The sequence below is a fragment of the uncultured Thalassospira sp. genome (genome assembly GCF_963976115.1).
Lineage (GTDB): Bacteria > Pseudomonadota > Alphaproteobacteria > Rhodospirillales > Thalassospiraceae > Thalassospira.
The window spans coordinates 17,577-38,172 of the sequence record NZ_CAXBJJ010000018.1 but is presented as its reverse complement, the minus strand read 5'-3'; the positions used below and the strand labels follow the sequence as shown (position 1 = coordinate 38,172).

Annotated in this window: 21 protein-coding genes; 10 read left to right on the top strand and 11 right to left on the bottom strand. The window is 54.1% G+C overall.

Translation table 11 applies throughout. The features are described 5' to 3' along the window. Window positions 1-4: 4 nt before the first annotated feature. Window positions 5-406 carry a YraN family protein gene (locus tag AAC086_RS19985; protein ID WP_339781397.1) on the top strand — a complete coding sequence of 134 codons (402 nt, stop codon included), beginning with the start codon at window positions 5-7 and terminating at the stop codon, window positions 404-406. A gap of 88 nt (window positions 407-494) precedes the next feature. Here the strand turns inward: AAC086_RS19985 and AAC086_RS19980 are convergent, their stop codons facing one another. After that, on the bottom strand, window positions 495-791 hold the full coding sequence (locus AAC086_RS19980) for a hypothetical protein (RefSeq protein ID WP_339781396.1): 297 nt from the start codon (window positions 789-791) through the stop codon (window positions 495-497). Between the two features lie 184 nt (window positions 792-975). Then, on the bottom strand, window positions 976-1,383 hold the full coding sequence (locus tag AAC086_RS19975; protein WP_339781395.1) for a DUF2000 family protein: 408 nt from the start codon (window positions 1,381-1,383) through the stop codon (window positions 976-978). Window positions 1,384-1,422: 39 nt separating this feature from the next. Between AAC086_RS19975 and AAC086_RS19970 the strand changes: the two genes are divergently transcribed. Further along, a complete protein-coding gene (locus AAC086_RS19970) occupies window positions 1,423-2,313 on the top strand; it encodes an AraC family transcriptional regulator (RefSeq protein WP_339781393.1) in 891 nt (296 codons plus the stop codon). A gap of 81 nt (window positions 2,314-2,394) precedes the next feature. Here the strand turns inward: AAC086_RS19970 and AAC086_RS19965 are convergent, their stop codons facing one another. Continuing rightward, a complete protein-coding gene (locus AAC086_RS19965; protein WP_339781391.1) occupies window positions 2,395-3,417 on the bottom strand; it encodes an aldo/keto reductase in 1,023 nt (340 codons plus the stop codon). A gap of 383 nt (window positions 3,418-3,800) precedes the next feature. Here AAC086_RS19965 and AAC086_RS19960 point away from each other — a divergent pair, with 383 nt between their 5' ends. The 8 genes from AAC086_RS19960 to AAC086_RS19925 all read left to right on the top strand — a co-directional run bounded on the left by AAC086_RS19960 (window position 3,801) and on the right by AAC086_RS19925 (window position 13,158). Further along, entirely contained in the window at window positions 3,801-4,466 is a 666-nt protein-coding gene (locus tag AAC086_RS19960; RefSeq protein WP_339781389.1) for a BON domain-containing protein, read from the top strand. Then, window positions 4,463-5,506: a transglutaminase-like domain-containing protein gene (locus tag AAC086_RS19955; protein WP_339781387.1), complete on the top strand. Its 1,044-nt coding sequence runs from the start codon at window positions 4,463-4,465 to the stop codon at window positions 5,504-5,506. Before AAC086_RS19960 ends, AAC086_RS19955 begins: the two co-directional genes overlap by 4 nt. A 414-nt stretch (window positions 5,507-5,920) precedes the next feature. Next, window positions 5,921-6,259, top strand: coding sequence for a hypothetical protein (locus tag AAC086_RS19950; RefSeq protein WP_339781385.1), 339 nt, complete (start codon window positions 5,921-5,923; stop codon window positions 6,257-6,259). A gap of 555 nt (window positions 6,260-6,814) precedes the next feature. Beyond that, window positions 6,815-7,810 (top strand): adenosine kinase, encoded by a 996-nt coding sequence (locus AAC086_RS19945; protein ID WP_339781384.1) that lies wholly within the window; start codon window positions 6,815-6,817, stop codon window positions 7,808-7,810. Window positions 7,811-8,118: 308 nt separating this feature from the next. Next, entirely contained in the window at window positions 8,119-9,927 is a 1,809-nt protein-coding gene (gene typA / locus AAC086_RS19940; RefSeq protein ID WP_339781382.1) for a translational GTPase TypA, read from the top strand. 338 nt (window positions 9,928-10,265) lie between these two features. Next, window positions 10,266-11,828: an MFS transporter gene (locus AAC086_RS19935; protein WP_339781380.1), complete on the top strand. Its 1,563-nt coding sequence runs from the start codon at window positions 10,266-10,268 to the stop codon at window positions 11,826-11,828. Window positions 11,829-12,062: 234 nt separating this feature from the next. Further along, complete coding sequence (locus AAC086_RS19930) at window positions 12,063-12,326, top strand: YjhX family toxin (RefSeq protein WP_339781378.1); 264 nt, start codon at window positions 12,063-12,065, stop codon at window positions 12,324-12,326. Window positions 12,327-12,411: 85 nt separating this feature from the next. Next, the gene (locus AAC086_RS19925; RefSeq protein WP_339781376.1) at window positions 12,412-13,158 is read left to right on the top strand and encodes a methyltransferase domain-containing protein; all 747 of its coding nucleotides are present in this window, start codon (window positions 12,412-12,414) and stop codon (window positions 13,156-13,158) included. A 175-nt stretch (window positions 13,159-13,333) separates the two neighbouring features. On the opposite strand, the gene ptsN is transcribed toward AAC086_RS19925, so the two are convergent. From ptsN to AAC086_RS19885, 8 genes are all read right to left on the bottom strand, one after another. After that, window positions 13,334-13,798 (bottom strand): PTS IIA-like nitrogen regulatory protein PtsN, encoded by a 465-nt coding sequence (gene ptsN / locus AAC086_RS19920; protein ID WP_339781375.1) that lies wholly within the window; start codon window positions 13,796-13,798, stop codon window positions 13,334-13,336. Window positions 13,799-13,836: 38 nt separating this feature from the next. Beyond that, window positions 13,837-14,433 (bottom strand): ribosome-associated translation inhibitor RaiA, encoded by a 597-nt coding sequence (gene raiA, locus AAC086_RS19915; RefSeq protein ID WP_339781374.1) that lies wholly within the window; start codon window positions 14,431-14,433, stop codon window positions 13,837-13,839. A 161-nt stretch (window positions 14,434-14,594) separates the two neighbouring features. Next, entirely contained in the window at window positions 14,595-16,169 is a 1,575-nt protein-coding gene (gene rpoN, locus AAC086_RS19910) for an RNA polymerase factor sigma-54 (RefSeq protein WP_339781372.1), read from the bottom strand. Window positions 16,170-16,391: 222 nt separating this feature from the next. Then, complete coding sequence (lptB, locus tag AAC086_RS19905; protein WP_339781458.1) at window positions 16,392-17,213, bottom strand: LPS export ABC transporter ATP-binding protein; 822 nt, start codon at window positions 17,211-17,213, stop codon at window positions 16,392-16,394. Between the two features lie 16 nt (window positions 17,214-17,229). Next, window positions 17,230-18,099 (bottom strand): LptA/OstA family protein, encoded by an 870-nt coding sequence (locus AAC086_RS19900; RefSeq protein ID WP_339781371.1) that lies wholly within the window; start codon window positions 18,097-18,099, stop codon window positions 17,230-17,232. Further along, window positions 18,096-18,806: an LPS export ABC transporter periplasmic protein LptC gene (gene lptC, locus AAC086_RS19895; protein ID WP_339781369.1), complete on the bottom strand. Its 711-nt coding sequence runs from the start codon at window positions 18,804-18,806 to the stop codon at window positions 18,096-18,098. The genes AAC086_RS19900 and lptC overlap by 4 nt, the downstream gene beginning before the upstream one ends. 2 nt (window positions 18,807-18,808) lie before the next feature. Next, window positions 18,809-19,801 (bottom strand): KpsF/GutQ family sugar-phosphate isomerase, encoded by a 993-nt coding sequence (locus tag AAC086_RS19890; protein WP_339781367.1) that lies wholly within the window; start codon window positions 19,799-19,801, stop codon window positions 18,809-18,811. A 115-nt stretch (window positions 19,802-19,916) separates the two neighbouring features. Then, entirely contained in the window at window positions 19,917-20,528 is a 612-nt protein-coding gene (locus tag AAC086_RS19885) for a ribonuclease D (RefSeq protein WP_339781365.1), read from the bottom strand. Between the last annotated feature and the right edge of the window lie 68 nt (window positions 20,529-20,596).

The window sequence follows — 20,596 nt, the reverse complement described above, 5'->3', positions numbered from 1 at the left end:
CATCATGGGCGCGTTCCGCCAGCATGGCCTGGTGCCAGATCGCGATAAACCCAAACAGGCCCGCGCCAGTGCCGAAAAGGCCGGTCGCCGGGCTGAAAGCCTGTGCTGTTTGTGGTTATGGATCAAGGGCTACCGCCTGCTCGCACGGCGCTATCGGGGGGCGGGCGGTGAAATTGACATCATTGCGCGCAAGTCGGGCATTCTGGTTGCAATTGAGGTTAAACACCGCGCGTCTGAAAATACGGCCCTGTTTGCTGTTACCCCGCGCCAGCAAACCCGCATTGCCCGCAGCCTGCAAGGGTTTGCCGCGCGAAACGGCCATGATGGCGACATGCGAATCGATGTGATGACGGTTCGCCCCTGGGGCCGCATCCGCCATCATATCAATGTCTGGATGGGGTCATAATCCATACCCAATCAGAACCAACCGCACCGTCAAACCCTGCCTCTCACCGTCACAGATGCATTTTACGCCTTTAGCAACTTTGACAGCATCAGGGGCGGTGACAACCATTTTCCCGCTTCAAGCTGCTGCCGGAACACAAAGCCACCCTTTTATCACTGGTGGCGACAACATCATTCGGCAGATCAGAAAGAACCTGCTTGGGGACTGGTTTCGCCGCTTCTGATCCGGTCGCAATATCAGCGGGGTCGGGCTCAGGTTGCATATCTGAACTGCACGCGCCAAGCCCCGGCAAAACAGCCAATACAAACGCCATCGGGCATACGAACAAGCGCCACGCCGGACCCTCGTTCTTCGCCGCAGATGGATGATGTTTTGAAAAACTCACTCTTTTCGCCTCCCACCGACCCTGTTTCCTCGCAAGGTAACAGGATAATGCGGGGAATCGGCCCCGTAAACCGCATCGAACAGGGAATAACCTGGATGCCATTACCAGCGTGCTCCTCAACGCTCCCGCCGGGGAACCTTGTGACGTTGATCGCACATATCACCCTATGGGTGCATTTTGGCCCCTATGGGTGCATTTTGGCCCCTTTGGTGATTTTGTCGGCAACCCGTTTTTCCGCTCTTAAAGCAAGCCCGACCACTTTGGCGTCATCCGGGGCAAACCGGGCAAAGACTTCGCGATTGGCAGCATCGTGACCGGTGGCAAACATTTCCTCGATATAAAGCGACGATGGCACACCACGATCAATGATGCGATTATGGATTTTACCCAGGGTGGCCTGGTCTGCGGCCAAAACAATGGCGGGCTGCACCGACATGGGATTGTATTTATTGCCATTGCGGTCCACATAATCTTCGCCGATGATCTCGGGAAATTTTGCAATAATGCCACTCATCAAAAAGGCCGTCACATTCAGGGACTGCCAGCTTTCAAGGTCGTTTCGCAGAACGATGGCAACTTTGGTATCAAACATGAACGTCATAATCCGCTTGGCTGATAACAGGAGAGGTGGATGACCTCGCTTGTAACCCCACCTGATCACAGCGGTATTGAACGTTTGTGCAATAATGCAAGACGCGAGCAATTTTTAACCGCCCCCGCCCTGCCCGGCATCGAGCGAATCGAGGCCCGGTTTTACGGCGATATGTTTTCCCCGCACCGCCACGATACCTATGCGCTGGGCGTCACCCTGCACGGGGTGCAAACATTTACGTATCGCGGCACCAGACAATTTAGCCAGAAGGGCCATATCATTGTTCTGCATCCCGACGAAATCCACGATGGCGGTGCGGGCACCGATGCCGGTTTGCGTTATCGCATGTTGTATCTGGAACCGTCATTATTGCGGCGCGGGCTGGGTGAAAATTGTGGCAGCTTGCCTTTTGTCGCCCAGCCGGTTTTTTCCGACCCGGCCCTGTGTGCGACCTTATTGGAAATGCTGGCCCATCTGGACAGTGACCTTGACGAATTGCTGATTGATCAATTGGTGTGTGGCATCGCCGAAGGCCTGTCGCGCCACGCAAAACAGCCGATTCGCCACAGCAAAAACCTTGCCGTCCCGCGGCTGGAACGCGCGCGCCAGTTTCTGGAATCCAATAGCACCAATAGCGTAACCTCGGCCCAGCTTGAAGATGTCACCGGGCTGGATCGCTATAGCCTGATCCGCCAGTTCAAAGCCTGCTTTGCCACCACGCCACACCGGTTTTTGGTCATGCGGCGTTTGCACCGGGCCAAATTAATGATTGCGCAGGGCGCCCCCCTGGCCGCCATCGCCGCCGAAACCGGCTTTGCCGACCAAAGCCATTTAAACCGCCATTTCAAACAGGCCTTTGGCATTACCCCGGGCCGCTGGGCCGACATGATCCGCCCGCAAAACACCCTGGCATCAGCGCTCATGGCCTGAAAAACCTGCCATATGACAAAACCGGCAGGCATTTCTGCCCGCCGGTTTTCATGACATTTAATCTATCCGCAAAACGGCAAATCAGCCGTTGCGATAGGCCCCCTGGCGTTCCAGCATCCAGCCCGGATATTCGGCAGGCAAGGCACTGACGGCATTCAAGGCTTCCAGATCAGCCCCGGTCAGTTTAATGCCGGTTGCCTTGATGTTGTCTTCAAGCTGTTCGGCGCGTTTGGCACCGACAATCACGCTGGTAACTGCTTGTTGATGCAGCAACCATGCCAGGGCAATTTGCGCCACACTGCAATCATGAGCCCGGGCGACAACCCGCATCGCATCAATGCAGTCATAGGCGCGGTCGCGATTGACCGGCGGGAAATCAAAACTGGCGCGGCGGCCTTCACCATCGGTTTCTTTGTTGCGGTCATATTTACCGCTCAGCAGGCCCCCCGCCAGCGGGCTCCAGACCATCAGGCCAACATTTTCCGATTTTAACATCGGCACAATTTCGCGTTCCAGATCGCGCCCGGCGAGCGTGTAATAGGCCTGCAAGGAGGCAAACCGCGCCAGATGGTGCCGTTCGGAAATACCCAGTGCCTTGACAATCTGCCACGCCGCCCAGTTTGAAACGCCGATATAGCGCACATGCCCGTGCTTCACCAAGGTATCGAGGGCATCAAGCGTTTCTTCCATCGGGGTGGCGCTGTCAAACCCGTGGATCTGATAGAGATCGATATGGTCAAGCTGCAATCGTTTCAGGCTGGCCTTGGCCTGATCCATAATATGATGGCGCGAGGCCCCGGTAGAATTGATATTGGCCCCCATGCGGCCAAAAACCTTGGTCGCCACCACAACATCTTCGCGCGGCACGCCCAGATTTTTCAGAGCCTGCCCGGTAATTTCCTCGGATTTTCCCTCGGCATAAACATTGGCGGTATCGATAAAATTGATCCCGGCATCAAGGGCGGATTTCACCAGCTGGTCCGCCTCTTTTTGCTGAACCTGACCGATTTTCTGCCACATCTCGCCCTGGCCGCCAAAAGTCATGGTGCCCAGGCACAATTCCGATACGTAAAGCCCTGTTTGACCAAGTTTGTTATATTTCAACGGTTCGATCCTTTCTTAAGCAAGGAAGAAAGATTGTACCGGCTTTTCAAAACGTGCCCGAAACCGGCGGCATATAAACAAATGTCCCGCCCGGCAAGCCCCGTACAATACAATAAAAGATACCCGTAAACATAACCGCAGAACGATAACTGGCAATGGGTCCTGTAGGATCAGGCAAGGATCGCCTCGTATTATGCGCATTACGCCCTCAGCACATCTCACCGGCCCGACAGGCGGCCACCGCGAAATTTTCGGCCAATAATGCAACCCTTTTCAGAATAATACCGAAAACAGCCGCGAAGTCCTTTATGGGGCTGGTTTTTAAAACTCCTTAATATCCATGGGCCATAGTAGCGGTTGTATTGGGGCGGACAGGTAGGTCAATGACAGCTATTTCCAAACCGGGCGATCATCATGACCCGGGCCAAAAATATACCAGCAGGTACAAATTTCTAATGCAATGGGGCTGCTGGTTTTTGCTGGCAGCATTGCTGCTGACAAGTGGCGGCTGCACATCGTTGGTGGTGGGGGCCGGCGCAACGGCTGGCGTGGCCGCGATGCAGGAACGCGGTTTTAAAAACTCGGTCAATGACAATGCCATCACCGCCAATTTATGGCGTAAATATCTGGAAATCGACGAAAAGATGTTTGTCGATATCGACATCGAAGTGCTTGAGGGCGAAGTTTTGCTGGCCGGGTATGTTCCCACCGCCGATGTTGAAATGACAGCCGTGCAAACCGCCTGGCAAACCGATGGCGTCAAACGCGTCATCAATCAATTAAAGGTCGGCAAGACACTTGGCGTGATCGATACGGCGAGTGATCTTTTGATCAGTACCCGCATAAAAACCGCTCTGATGTTTGACAGCCGCGTTTATGCCATTAACTACACTATAGAAACCGTCGACGGCACCGTTTACCTGATGGGAATTGCCCAGAACAAGAACGAGCTTGACCGGGTTATTTCGCATGTCCGTGCGACGAGTTATGTTAAAAAAGTTGTCAGCTACGTTCGTTTGAAAAACGATCCCACACGCAAGGGGACTTGAAAATCGCAGGCGTCATCACTGAAACAGACTCTCAGAAATCCGCTCTGGACTGGCTGAAATCGTACGCAGCAGGACATTATCCTGATGCGACAGCAGCAACAGCCGCGCTGTATTTTGCCAGTCTGGACAAGGAAGATAGCGATATATCACCCTATCTTGCCCGGCTTGATGATATTTGTGCCGACCTTGAACGCACCATCGCCGATGCCGCCGGGCCAGGGGGCGGTTTACCCCGGGTTATGGATCTGGCGATTGCCCTGCAACAGGTCATACCCGGCTATCATGGCTATCAGGGCGATGCGGAAAACTACGACGATACCGACAATGCCAATCTGATGTGCGTGATTGATCGCAAACGTGGCCTGCCCGTCGCGCTGGCATTATTGTATCTGCATGCCGCCGCCCATTGTGGCCTTGATATGATCGGCATTGATTTTCCGGGCCATTTCCTGTTGCGCCTTGAAGCGCACGGCGAACGCGTCCTGATCGACCCGTTCCATAACGGCCTTGTTCTGGGGGCGGCGGAATTGCGCGAACTGTTAAAAGCCTTTCAGGGCCTTGATGCCGAATTGCAGCCCGAGCATTACCGCGAAGCCACCGACCAGACAATTTTGCTGCGCCTGCAAAATAACATCAAGGTGCGTGCCCTGCGCAGCGGTGACCTTGCCTATGCCACCACCATTCTTGAACGCTGCCTGATCATTGCCCCCGATGAACCGGGCCTGTGGCATCAGTCAGGCACGCTTCATGCCCGGCTGAGCAATGATGAAAAGGCGCTGGCCGCCTTCGAGAAGTTTTTGGCGCTTAACCATGACCCGCGGCATCAACAACGCATCAGAAGCCTTGCCGCCGAATTGCGCGACAGGATTGCAGGCATAAAACCAAATCAAACGGCAGCCCGTAAAACACCCGCCCCGCCCCGGGACGACGATACCGTTGTGCGCCTCCATCCAAAGAAAACCCCTTCGGCAAGTGAAACATCCGCCCGGTTTCCAAATGATACATTACCATTGCCCCCGGATGATCTGCCTCCGGCTTGAGAGGGGAAACCCTCGTGATGTGGCAAATATGGCCCTGCCCGCACCATCATCAGGCCTGAACCTGCCTGGTACAGGCCTGATCCTTCAAACCACATCAGAAAAACTTGCCGGTGCAACGGCACCGCGCGGCTTGTGAGGCGACTGGCATGGGCTTAATCGCCCCCCGCACTTATTGAGGCCGTTCTGATCGACGCGGGTCCGAATATCCTTCGCGTCCACCGCGAACTCATCTGGTAATCCCCCACGCCTGAATGGCCCTGTAAAAGGCGGCAAAATCGTTGTTAAAGCGGAATGTTCCATGAAAGTGGAGCAAGGATCTGGTCATATCCCCGCCGACACCCCGGAAATCTCGATCAGATCACAGTGCGCGGGCTTCGGTCTGGCGGGCATCTTCTGCACCAAGACCCTGGCACGATGCTCTCGGGCTTTTGCGCGCCGAACGATCAGGTCATCATTTTAAAAACAGTCCGCAAGCCCACAACGGTCGATCCATCAAACGTCACATCTTCGGCAAATTGTTCTGCGCGCAACGACCTGGGGATGCGCGCCAGATGCAGAGGCACCTTCGAGAGCGCCCCGGTCTGGCCGAATGATTTCAGATCCGAATCAGCGGATCAACACCCGTACCAGGCGGCCTCAATCGGCCACGAACCAAAAGCTGTTACCGGCAAATCGGGATTGAAAATCACCTCGCTTGTGCTGAATCGTGATGCGCCATTCGTTGAAAAAAAATCAAAAATGTACCCCGCTTAAAAATTCAGGAGAATGGGCGCCTACCAGTTATTCCAGTATTGATAATATTAAATAACCTTATATTGCTAAATTTTATCGATATTTGATTAACCCTAAAGACGTACAAAACAGTCTGTATGTGACACAGCAGCCTTAAATCACCCAAAAACAGGCTGATATTGGCGATCAGAATGTCTTGAAAATGCTTAATCGACATGCACTGGCTTGATTTCCGAAAATAAACACTGAAAATAATGTTATTTAAAAAGCGACAGGAACATTAGGGTTTCAGCACAGACCTGGACAGAAACCCTGCCAAAGGGCGGGGGCCTTTAAGCGGATAAAAAACGAAGTTCATCACCCTCAGCGGCCTGCAAAAGTTTTGGAAACGATTCACACCCGAACTATTTTCTTCACGAAAAACAACATATGAAGTTTTCTGTTGCGGCATTGAAAATCAAACAACCGGATCTGCAACGGTCACAAAACTTGCACCCCGAGGATGAACCCTTATACTGCCGCGCAAATTACCCGGCGATGAACCCGGTCCCCTTTCCCAACCAGCAGGAACCATAAATGAGCGCACCCACAGTTGATGTTGTCGGCATTGGCAACGCCATCGTCGATGTTTTGACCCATTGCACCGAAGGCGACCTGACCCGTCTGAAGCTGGTTAAAAATTCGATGACCTTGATCGATACCGAAACGGCCGATGCGCTTTATAAGGAAATGGGGCCGGGTATTGAAATATCTGGCGGGTCGGCAGGAAACACACTGGCCGGGATTGCGGCCCTGGGTGGGAACGGTGCCTATATTGGCAAGGTCCGTGATGATCAGCTGGGCACCGTGTTTCGCCATGATATTCGTGCCATGGGCGTCAGTTTTGACACAGCCGCCGCCAGCGACGGCTCCTCGACCGCGCGTTGCCTTATTTTTGTGACCCCCGATGGTCATCGCACCATGAACACCTTTTTGGGTGCCTGCACCGAACTGGGGCCGAACGATATTGATGCCGATTTGATCAGGTCAGCAAAAGTCACATATATGGAAGGCTATTTGTGGGATCGCGACGAAGCCAAGGAAGCCTTCGTGCTGGCCGCAAAAATCGCCCATGAAGCAGACCGTCAGGTTTCGATCACGCTCTCGGATTCATTTTGTGTTGATCGCCACCGCGATTCATTTCGCGATCTGGTTCATAATCATGTCGATATTCTTTTCGCCAATGAAGCCGAGATCAAATCATTATATGAAGTCGACACATTCGACGAAGCCCTGATCGAAGTACGCCGTCACTGCAAGGTTGCCGCCCTGACCCGCAGTGAAAAGGGATCGGTCATTGTTTCAGGTGACAGCATAATCGAAATTGCAGCCGAGCCGGTTCTCAAGGTTGTTGACACCACAGGTGCTGGCGACCTTTTTGCATCGGGATTCCTTTATGGCTACACACAGGGCTACGACCTTGCCACCTGTGGACGGCTGGGATCGATCTGTGCCGCCGAGATTATTTCGCATATGGGGGCCCGCCCCGACGCAGACCTTAAAACCCTCTGTGCGGCGGCCATTCCAGCCTAAGCACCTGCAAATGCAAAATTTCACGGGACGGCAACAAAGGTGCTGTCCCGCAGAAATACGCCGGAATTGCGCACCTGCCCGTCATTTCGCAGTTGCAAAGCATTGACAATCCGCGGCCAATAGCGCATGTACCCGGCGTCTGTGTTGTATTTTTAACAAATCAAGCACTTTGGCATTTGCAAGGCAGGTGATGCGCCGCGACGTATGCGAGCAGCACCCCGCCTTCACCATATATATCGCCCAATCTTGTTTCTGACCGATGCGCTAGGCATGACCGGCGCGCGGCATGTTATACGGAGTCCGCGCCCATGAAGCTGCGCAATATCGCCATTATCGCCCACGTTGACCACGGTAAAACAACCCTGGTTGACTCTATGTTCCGCCAATCTGGCGTTTATCGTGACAACCAGCGTATTGATGAACGTGCGATGGACAGTAACGATCTGGAACGTGAACGCGGCATTACCATTATGGCAAAGCCGACCGCCATCCAGTGGGGTGAAACCCGCATTAATATCGTCGATACCCCTGGCCACGCCGATTTCGGCGGTGAAGTCGAACGTATTCTGTCGATGGTTGATGGCGTTGTTTTGCTGGTCGACTCGGCTGAAGGCCCGATGCCGCAGACCAAGTTCGTTCTGGGTAAAGCCTTAAAGCTTGGCCTCAAGCCGATTGTGATCATCAACAAGATCGACCGTCCGGACCAGCGCGCCGAAGAAGTTCTCGATGAAATCTTCGATCTGTTCGTCTCGCTTGAAGCCAATGACCAACAGCTCGACTTCCCGGTTCTTTATGCATCCGGCCGTGATGGCTGGGCTGCTGAACATCCCGAAGGCCCGAAAGAGAACCTGACCCCGCTGATGGATCTGGTTCTCAACTATGTTCCGGCCCCGACAGGTATCGTTGACGCCCCGTTCGCCATGATCGCGACCATGCTGCATGCCGATAACTTCCTGGGTCGTATTCTGACCGGTCGTATTGCACAGGGCCGCGCCAAACTGAACATGCCGGTCAAGGTTCTGCGCGGCGACGGCACGGTTGAAACCGGCCGCCTGTCGAAACTGATGGGTTTCCGTGGCCTGGAACGTGTCCCGCAGGAAGAAGCCGAAGCAGGCGACATTATCGCCATTGCCGGCCTGACCGATGCCACCGTGGCCGACACCATTTGTGCCGCCGAGGTTAAAGTCGCAATCAAAAGCCAGCCGATTGATCCGCCGACCCTGGCGATGACCTTCTCGGTCAACAACTCGCCGCTGGCCGGTCAGGAAGGCGACAAGGTTACCTCGCGCATGATTCGCGCCCGTCTCGAACGCGAAGTTGAAGGCAATATTGCCATTCAGCTGACCGAAACCGAAGACAAGGATGCCTTTGAAGTTGCCGGTCGCGGCGAATTGCAGTTGGGCGTTCTGATCGAAACCATGCGCCGCGAAGGCTATGAACTGTCGATCTCGCGTCCGCGCGTTCTGATCAAGGAAATCAACGGCGTTATGTCTGAACCGTTCGAAGAAGTTCAGGTTGACGTTGACGAAGAATATGCCGGCTCCGTTGTTGAGAAAATGAGCATGCGTAAAGCCGAAATGACCGATATGCGGTCATCCGGTGGTGGCAAGACCCGTATTATTTTCCTCGCCCCGTCGCGGGGCCTGATCGGCTATCACGGCGAATTTCTGACCGATACCCGTGGTACCGGCGTTATGAACCGTGTGTTCCATTCCTATGGCCCGGTTAAGGGTGCCATTGCTGGCCGTCGTAACGGCGTTCTGATCTCCAACGACCAGGGCGATGCGGTTGCCTATGCGCTTTGGGGCCTTGAAGATCGTGGCATGATGTTTATTGAGCCGGGCGCGCGCGTCTATCAGGGCATGGTGATCGGTGAACATAACCGTGACAATGACCTGGAAGTAAACATCCTCAAGGGCAAAAAGCTGACCAACGTTCGGGCATCGGGCAAGGATGACGCCATCACCCTGACCCCGCCGCGCCAGATGAGCCTGGAAGAAGCCCTTGCTTACATCCAGAACGACGAACTGGTCGAAGTGACCCCGCAAAGCATCCGTATTCGCAAGCTGCATCTTGATCCGAATATCCGCAAGCGCGAAAGCCGCAAGAAAGACTAATACCAAACTGCATTAATCGAAACCGATCAATGCAGCCCTCAATCGGCGGGCGGGCTTCTCAGAAGCCCTTGCCTTTCGCGGCATTAGCCGCGCGGCGCCGTCGCGCCTAACCAGTTCTCAATGAGTTGTTCTCATAGAAAACTGGTATAAGACGTCATTATTCGACGTTTTATCGCTTATTCTGACAAGGCCGGTCCCCGTGGACCGGCCTTGTTGCGTTCAGGTTCGCCAGTTGCCGTCATATTTTAGCTGCGATCTTGCATTGCTTTGGGCATTGTTAACCGATGGCACCATATGGTCGGCAAAAGCACAAGCCAGACGGATATTCAGGGGGAAAAATGAATAGCCACACCAAACGCAGCTGGGGTGAGGCGTTTCGCGCCCTGACCAACCCGCGGGTTATTACGATGCTGTTTCTGGGATTTTCCGCCGGAATTCCCATTTTGCTGATTTTTTCGACCCTGTCGATCTGGTTGCGTGAAGCCGGGGTTGAACGCGCCACCGTCACCTATTTCAGTTGGGCCGCGCTGGGCTATTCTTTCAAATTTGTCTGGGCCCCGCTGATTGACCGCCTGCCTCTGCCCGTGCTTCACACCGCACTGGGACGGCGGCGCAGTTGGCTGATTGTTGCGCAAACCGCCATTATTGCCGCCATATTATGGATGGGCCTGACCGACCCGGCGCAAAACCTGACCATGATGGCCTTTGCTGCGGTGGCCCTTGGTTTTGCCTCGGCCACGCAGGACATCGTTATCGATGCCTATCGCATCGAGGCCGTCGATGTCGATTTGCAGGCAATGATGAGTTCGGCCTATATCGCCGGATACCGCATTGGCATGATCGTGGCTGGCGCAGGGGCGCTGACCATCGCCGCCCTGATCGAAGGGGAAGGCACCTACCAGCCCCTGGCATGGCGTGTGGCCTATGGTTGTATGGCGCTGGCGATGTGTGTGGGGGTTCTGACCACCTTGCTGGTCAGCGAACCCGTCGTCGTGCGCAAAGACAGCAAGTATTTCCATCAAACCAGCGACTATATCCGTTTCATTCTGATGTTCGCGCTGACCATCATCACCTTCATCGCCGCCAATATCTATGTTGGCGATGCGCTAGCGCCACTGAAGACATCAATGATTGACGGTGGCATGACCAAAGAGCTGGCCGGTTTTCTAACCGGGACATTGCAACTGGCTGTCGCGGTGATAGTGGCGATTGCGGTGGCATGGATCACCACCCTGGCTGGAATAACCCCGCGCGAGATGGTGCGTGAAACCTATGTCGCCCCGATCAAGGATTTCATCGACCGCTATGGCAAGGTCGCAATCATTGTTCTGGCATTGATCGGGTTTTATCGCATTGCCGATATTGTCATGGGGGTCATGGCCAATGTGTTTTACACCGATATTGGCTTCTCCAAGGAAGAGATCGCGGCGGTTTCCAAAACCTTTGGCCTGTTCATGACCATTGGCGGCAGCTTTCTGGGCGGGATTCTGTCGGTGCGTTATGGCGTGATCAGGGTCCTGTTTCTAGGCGCATTGCTATCGGCAGTCACGAATATCCTGTTTGCAATCATGGCGCAAATTCCGGCCAATACCGCGATGTTTGCCGTTGTCATCATGGCCGACAATCTTTCCGGTGGGCTGGCAACGGCGGCCTTTATCGCCTATCTGTCCGGGCTGACCAACATTTCCTTTACCGCCATGCAATATGCCATTTTCAGTTCAATCATGACCCTGTTTCCCAAGGTCATTGCCGGGTTTTCAGGTACCGCCGTTGATGCGGTTGGTTACCAGGCCTTTTTCGTTGGCACGGCCATCCTGGGGTTGCCGGTTCTCGTACTGGTGGTTCTGGCAGGCCGTCTAACCGATGTGGAACATCCAAAAGCCAAAAAACCGGCCCGGTAAAACCCTGACTCTACGCTTTCATCACAATGGAAAACGTCAGGGTTGCTTTGCAGGTGCAAGGGTCTTACATTTACAGGGCTGAGACGATGGATTTCTCATCGCGCGTTCTCCAGAGGACTGGATGTTAGAGCTTGTGAGATAAGGCTCTCTGAACTTTCAGAGAGCCGGGTGAATTAAGAACTACTGAGCGCCTTGCGCTCGGGGTGTTTTTTCACGTCTTCTCACGAGATTTCCATGAATATTTCACGACCCGAACAACGTGTTTTGCACGTTCTGGCCCTTGGTGGCCGCATTCTCCATGAACGGGGCAATGGCCCCAAAGTCACCTCCGTCACCTGCTTCACACGCGACGGGATGGTGCTGTCCGACTGCAATCTGACCGTCTTTAACCGCCTCCGCAAAAAGCGTCTGATCGAGTCCCGGTCCGGCTGCCCCTATCGCATCTCGAAGCGTGGGCGCGTTTCTGTACGTGCCCAACTCGACAATCAGGGCACGTAACATGCTGATCCTGCAGGCACGCGCAAACGGGCTGCATCGTAATCCGATGCGGTCCTTCCACTCTCAGTTTCATGGAACTTAAACAATGGATATCCCACGTATTTTCAACATCACGGAAAGCAAACACCGGATTCATAATCCGTTCACCCCCGACAAGTATGACACGCTCGGGCGGGTGCTTCGTCTGGAACCAGGGGCCAGCGTACTCGATCTCGGCAGTGGCTCGGGTGAAATGCTTTGCACCTGGGCGCGCGATTTCGGAATTACAGGCACCGGCGTCGACATGAGCCAACTGTTTTCCGATCAGGCGAAACGCCGCGCCGAAGAACTCGGTGTCGCAGGGCGGGTTCGTTTCCTTCATGACAACGCGACCGGTTATGTCGCAAAGGAAAAGGTCGATGTCGCCGCCTGTATTGGGGCCACATGGATTGGCGGGGGCGTTACGGGGTCCATAGAGCTTCTGTCAAAAAGCCTTGTTCCCAACGGGATCATTCTCATCGGTGAGCCTTATTGGCACAAGCAGCCGCAAAGCGAGGAGGCAATCAAAGCGTGCGGAGCCGGGACGCTCTCGGATTTTCTCATGCTTCCAGAGCTTCTCGCGTGTTTCGGCGATCTTGGCTACGACATCGTGGAAATGGTTCTGGCAGATCTCGAAGGGTGGGACAGGTACGAAGCCGCCAAATGGCTCACCATGCGGCGCTGGCTCGAAGAAAATCCCGACGATGACTTCGCGCAAGACATACGGCGCCATCTGTCGTCAGACCCCGTGCGCTACGCCTCATATACACGTGAATACGTGGGATGGGGCGTCTTTGCACTGATGGCGCGATAATATTAGATCGAGCGGCTTCTGGTCGCCCGATCATGTGATGTCATCAGTAACATCGATTTTTAAAAACGGGTCCGTCACAATGGCACCCATATTAAGATCAAACAAAAACCCCGCAAAAATTGCGGGGTTTTTCGTCACCCGATATGGTTTCACAAACCGGGCAATGTCATGTTTTTCAGGCGGCCTGTTCGGCCTCGTCCTGGGTCAGCAACGCATAGATTGCATCGGCCGATGCAGCCCCGCGCAGCTTTTCACACATGCCCTGATTGCGCAGCAATCGGGAAATACGTGCCAAAGCTTTCAAATGATCAGCGCCGGCTTCCTCAGGGGCCACCAGCATACAAAACAGATCGACCGGCTGTTCGTCGACAGCATCAAATTCGATCGGATTTTGCGCACGGGCAAATACCATATAAAGCCGGTCCAGATCGCCCAGTTTGCCATGTGGAATAGCCACACCACCACCAACACCGGTGCTGCCAAGCTTTTCGCGATCAAGCAAAACCGAGAAAATCTGTCCTGCGTCACGTCCGGTAACCTCGGCGGCCCGTTCTGCGAGTTCCTCGAGAACAGCCTTCTTGGCACCGGAACGCAAGGCCGGAATAACCCCTGATGGGGAGAGAATTGTTGAAATGTCCATCTTTCGCATTGCGTTGTTTGGACCAGAGGTCGCGTCCGTCAGGCTGCACCAGCTTTTTCATCAGCAGGATCCAGCCAGCCAATATTGCCATCGGCCCGACGATACACAACGTTCAATCCGCCATGTTTTCCATTCCGGAACATAAGCGCCGGAATATCCCCCAAATCGAGACGCATGACAGCCTCACCAACAGAGAGCGTATCAATGCGATCGGGTGTTTCTGCAACGATCAACGGATCAAAACCGTTTAAATGATCGTCATCAGAATGATCTTCGTCTTCCTGCTGGATCACGTAATGACGCGCATCCATCAAGGCATCTTCATACTGATCACGGGCCGTATGGTGATCGCGCAACCGCCGTTTATAGCGACGCAATCGTTTTGCCACCTTCTCACAAGCTGCATCAAATGTCGGATATACCTCATTTGCTGATGCTTTTGCCTGAACCAGCATGCCTTTGCCGACATGGACCGAAATCTGTGTGTGATAAAGATGAGCCTGTTTGGTAATCGTTACCGTGGCCTCGATCGCATGATCGAAATATTTCTCTACCGCAAGGTCCAAGGTCTCGACGACGTGTTCACGTAAAGCGCTGCCAACGTCAAGTTGCTTGCCAATTACTGTAATCTGCATGGATCGCCTATCCCCGGTTGAGTGACTTCCAGTACATCTGCGAACAATGGTGCCCCTCAATCAGATGGCGGCACCATATTCCGTCGCCAATGCCAAGTCAACATTTGGGTACTCACCAAGATGTTTCAATACCTTAGGCATTGTTTACTGGCAGCAGGCCATTATCTGGCCTGTGCTTTTTTCTCGCGCCGCCTTTGGACGGACGACGGAATCCGCATTGCCTCACGGTATTTTGCCACTGTTCGCCGGGCAATGTCGATCCCTTCCTTTTGCAGAAGCTCGACAAGTTTGTCATCGGAAAGAATTTTTTTAGGATTTTCCGCATCTATCAATGACTTGATCCGATGACGTACCGATTCGGATGAATAGGAATCTCCGCCATCTGATGATGAAATTGCCGTGGTGAAGAAGTATTTCAGCTCGAATATGCCCCGCGGGGTCGCCATGAACTTGCCATTCGTCACCCGCGACACCGTGCTTTCATGCATGCTGATGGCTTCGGCAATATCGCGCAGAATCAGCGGGCGCAGATGTGATACCCCATGATTGAAGAATCCATCCTGCTGGCGAATAATCTCGGAGGAAACCTTGAGAATCGTGGTTGCACGCTGATGCAGCGCCTTGACCAGCCAGTTGGCCGTCTGCAACCGTTCACTGACGAAACTTTTTTCTTCCCGGCCCCGAATTCCGCCGCTGATTTCGGCGACATATTCCTCATTGACCAGAACACGCGGCAACGCATCGCTGTTAAGCTCGATTATCCAGTTGCCTGCCGCGCCGGCACGAACCAGCACATCAGGAATAACCGGTGCTGCCATCTCGCCGTCGGTGGTGCGGCCCGGGCGCGGGTCCAGGGTGCGAATTTCGGCAATCATATCGGCCAGGTCATCGCCATCGACATTGCAAATGCGGCGCAGCCTGTCAAATTCGCGGCGCGCTAATAATTCCAGATTATTAAGCAACGCCGCCATGGCCGGATCAAAGCGGTTACGATCGCGTAATTGCAGTTCCAGACACTGTGCAAGATTGCGGGCAAAAATGCCGACCGGTTCAAATCCCTGCATCCGGGCCAGAACGGCGTCAACCTGAGACATCTCGCATCCCAGTGCCTCGCAGACCTCGTTAAGGTCGCCAGAGACATAGCCATTTTCATCCAGCATATCGATCAGATAGCTGCCGATCATACGCATCACAGCCGAAGAAAACGCCAGATTAAGCTGATCGCCAAGGCTTTGCCGCAGGGTAATGGTATCAGCCAGGGTCTGTTCCAGCCCCGGTAAATCGTCGCTATCGCCCCCAACCATGGAACCGCCGCCCGCGCTATAGGGCTGGGAATAATCATGGCTGGCGCTAACGGGGCCACCATCTGGCGTGATTTCACCTTCGCCGTCATACAGGGCGTCTGTGGCGCAATCAAGCGGGCTGCTGGCCTCCGACCCCATGCTGTCGCTACTGGCAAGCCTGTCGCTACCGCGTAAATCCTCCCGGCCCTGAAAATCGTCAATGGCGCGTGCATCCAGGCCCTGCTCACCATTGCCAACTGACTCATCTCCGGTTTCGGCAAAGGTCTGGCCGAATTCGGCCCGCTCCAGCAGCGGGTTTTCCTGAAGTTCACTGTCGATAAAGTTGGAAAGCTCGATATTGTTGAACTGCAACAGTTTGATCGCCTGCTGCAATTGCGGCGTCATGACAAGAGACTGTGACTGACGAAGATCAAGCCTTGCCTTCAGGGCCATATCAGTACCTACCCCGTATCAATCCGCTTTCCCCCATTTCCTTGCCTTGCCTTTGCGAACCGGCCCGCATTTCTGTGTTGAACGACGCGGTAACGGCTCATGAAATCCTAATGACAGAGCAACCCTGCGCGATACCCATACAGGCACACGGTCACCAATCCAATCCATTGTTATCAGTCCGAAAAAGACAGGAACAGCCAAATATTAAATTGTTTTGTTGTTTTACAGACTGAATCTGTCGCCCAGATAAACGCGGCGCACATCAACATTGCGTACAATCTCGTCTGGTTCGCCTTCCATCAACACCCGACCATCATGCAGAATATAGGCACGATCAATGATGTCGAGGGTTTCGCGCACATTGTGATCGGTAATCAGAACACCAATGCCGCGATCCTTCAAATGCCGCACCAGATCGCGGATATCGCCAACGGCAATCGGGTCGATACCGGCCAAGGGTTCGTCAAGCAGCACAAAATTGGGATGAGCCGCCAGTGCCCTGGCAATTTCACAGCGACGGCGTTCCCCCCCTGACAAAGCCAGAGCAGGTGTGCGGCGCAAATGTTCGATGGCAAATTCAGCCAGCAAATCTTCAAGATTTTGTTCGCGCTTGATGCGGTCGCTTTCGATCACTTCAAGAACAGCCATGATATTCTGTTCCACCGTCATGCCGCGAAAGATCGAGGCTTCCTGCGGCAGATAACCAATGCCCATGCGCGCGCGCTGATACATCGGCATCATCGTAATGTCGCGACCATCCAGCGATATCGTGCCCCTGTCAGGGGCGATAAGGCCAGTGATAATATAAAAACTGGTGGTTTTACCCGCCCCGTTCGGCCCGAGAAGGCCAACCGCCTCACCGCGCTGCACCGAAATGGAAACGTCTTTTAAAACCGGGCGTTTTTTAAAACTTTTACCCAGGTTATGTGCCACAAGCCCCTTATTCGCACTCACCAATCGCGGCCCGCCCGCACTTTTGGCGTCGGGCGAGGTAAGAGACGCATCTGCGTCCAGGTTATTTGTGCTTTTACGAGACCAGAACACTGTTTCCGACCCTTCGTCAGTTTGTTTTACCGGCGGGTTTACCGTCAGCTTTGGGTTTCTTTTCATTATCAGGCACCAGCAAACCCCGCACCCGGGATTTACCATCGCCCTTGCCATCTGCCATCAAACGGCTAATTCCGGTCTTCAGATCAACAACGGCACGATCACCGTTCAGCTGGTTTTTGCCGCGCGTGATCTTAACCGATCCGGTCAGGGTGGCTATACCCGTTTTCGCATCATAAACCCCTTGATCGCCCACAACAAAATCTGTCGGGGTTTCAATGCTGACATGACCATAACCATCAATGCGTTCTAGCTGGTTATCGCCCTTGGCCGACTGGGTAAACCGGGCAGTTAACACATCCGCACGCAATTGGCGCCCTTGCGATATCGCAACCGCATCTCCGCGTGCCACTGCCATATGTTTGGCTTCCCAATATTCCAGGCTGTCTTTGGCGGTCAGGGTTTCGGTCGGCGTTTTGTATTTCAAATTATTCCCGGTCAGAACCACCACCGCCTGATCGATGTCGTAAATTGCCAGATCGCCGGTGGCAACATCGGTGCTGGTCGACAATTTCACATGACCATGTGCTTCTATGCGGTAAATTTCGGTTCCGGCAGCGCTATCCCGGTAAAAGGCGCGCAATTCGTCGCTATTGACCTTTGAATCACCCCGACGCGCAAACGCATTGCCCCGCGCAATCAACACATTGTCGTTGCGGCGCCATTCAATGCCATTGTCGGATTCAACATCAAGCCCGCCCGCACCTTGCTGGGTCAGGCCCAGCGGTGCTGCATAAACCGGGCTGACACCCGTTACACAGGCAAGCCCCACCACAAGCGTCGCCGCACATAACAACCCACCCCCACGCGGCGTTCTGATCATGATTTCCCTTTCATTGCCTTGTCAAATACCGTCAGTTTCGATTTGCCCAGAAAATGAATAACAGCCCCCTTATTTTCCAGCTCAAATCCTGAATCAGACTTAATCGTTCCAAATGGCCCCTGCCCGTCGACCGGATCCGTTCCACTGGCATTACCCAGTTTTAGCTTGATTTCAGCGCTTTCGGTATGAATCTCGAAGCCTTTATCGTGATACATATTAACAGCGCCTTTCAAATCAAGCTTGCCTTTACTTTCGGTATAGAACCCCTTGTCGGCGGTTAAGGCAACCCAGGTTCCATCGGTCAGTGTCATATCGGCCTGCGGACTTTCCAGTAAAACATGCTGCATCGCATTTTCACCGTCCTTGCGCTGCTCGATGGCTTCGGTTGCCGTCACGGTAAAAGGTTGCCGATTGCCATCCACGCCAAAAAACCGCGGGTTACTCATGGCCACATTTTCCATCAAGTCATCGGGCGAGGTTGAAAAACCAAGATGAAACCCGCTTTCCTGAATCTGTTCAATCTGGGGCCACAGCACCACCAGTGCCAGCAACGCCGCCGCAACCAGTGGCAGAATTAACTTTAGCATCAAAACAACGCTGCGACGAAACGGATTGATCTGAACATTGCGCCGCGTCGCAGACAGCCGGTCCCGGGAAAGCGGATTATGCGCCTCACCGGTCGGAATATCGGACTTGTCGGCGCTCATGGTCAGGCTACTCCCAAACGCAACAGATCATGAATATGCACAAGACCACAGGGAACGCCGTGTTCATCAACGACAAACAGCGATGTAATACTGCGATCATTCATGATGGCCAGGGCCTCGACCGCCAGCAAATCGGCTGTAATGGCTTTGGGATTACGGGTCATCACAGTGTCAACCGCGCGCGACACCAGGTCATCGCCCATATGACGGCGCAAATCGCCATCGGTCACAATCCCGGCTAGCTTCCCGGCATCATCCACAACACCGACACAGCCAAATGATTTGCCTGTCATTTCCATCAGAGCATCGGCCATAAGGGCAGTTTGGACAATGGTCGGCAACTGGTCTGGCCCATGCATCACTTCGCGCACCCGTAATAGCCGCTGCCCCAGTTTGCCGCCGGGGTGGAAAGTGCGGAAATCATCGGCGCTAAAACCACGGCGTTCCATCAAGGCAACAGCAAGGGCATCGCCCAGAGCAAGCATAGCAGTCGTTGATGTGGTCGGGGCCTGGCGGTTGGGGCAGGCCTCAACACTGTTAGGCAGCACCAGCGGATAATCGCACTGGCTGCCAAGCGAGCTTTCGGCCCGGCGGGTCATGCCAATCAGCGGAATATGAAAACGGCGGGTATAGGCAATAATATCAGACAGTTCCGGTGTTTCACCCGAATTCGACAGCGCCAGAACCGCGTCATCCTGGCCGATCATGCCAAGATCGCCATGGCTGGCCTCGGCCGGATGGACAAAAAACGACGGCGTGCCGGTTGACGCAAAGGTCGCGGCGACCTTTTTGGCAATATGCCCGCTTTTGCCCATGCCCGTAATCACCAGTCGGCCCTTTAACCCTTCGATCAGGGTAATGGCCCGGCAGAAATCACCGTCTAAGGACTGGGCAAGTTCTTCAAGGGCGGCCGCCTCGATGCCCAAAACCTTGCGGGCAACAGCGAGATCATTTTTTTCGGCTTCGGTAACTGTCATGGGCTTCTTTATTGTCATCGGTCCGCACCAGACCCGATTGCGATATCATCAGCAACCGGGGTTCACTGGCGCAAAAATGTGTCAATAACCGGGATCATCACCCATCGGCTATCGGTGGGCAACAAACAGGGTCCTAATGGGAAAAGATGTCTGTTTCGGACCATCCCGCAAGGTCCAGGCTGGCACGGGTCGGCAGGAAATCAAAACAGGCCCGGGCAATTTCCATACGGCCTTCGCGGACCAGGCGACGATCCAGCTCTTCTTTCATTTTATGAAGATACAAAACGTCGCTGGCGGCATAGGCGATCTGCTCGTCGGTCAACTCGCGCGCGCCCCAGTCCGAACTTTGCTGCTGTTTGGAAATTTCAACCCCCACCAGTTCACGCACCAGATCCTTCAACCCGTGACGGTCCGTATAGGTACGGATCAGTTTCGAGGCAATTTTGGTGCAATAAACCGGCGCGCAGCGCACCCCAAGATAGGCATCCATCACGGCGATATCGAAACGGCCAAAATGGAACAGTTTCAACACGTCCGGATCGGCCAGCATTTTTTTCAAATTCGGCGCGCTATAGTCAGCACCATCAAATTTGACAAGATGGGCATCCCCGTCGCCAGACGACAATTGCACCACACACAGACGGTCACGATGCGGGTTTAACCCCATCGTTTCGCTGTCGATCGCAACAATTTTGCCGAGATCAAGCCCATCGGGCAAATCTCCGTGATGGAGGTAATTTGTCATCGCGCGTCTCCGGTCTGAAAGTTTGGCCCTGTCTTAACACAGCAAGAACGCGCCCGCGACGCAAAAGA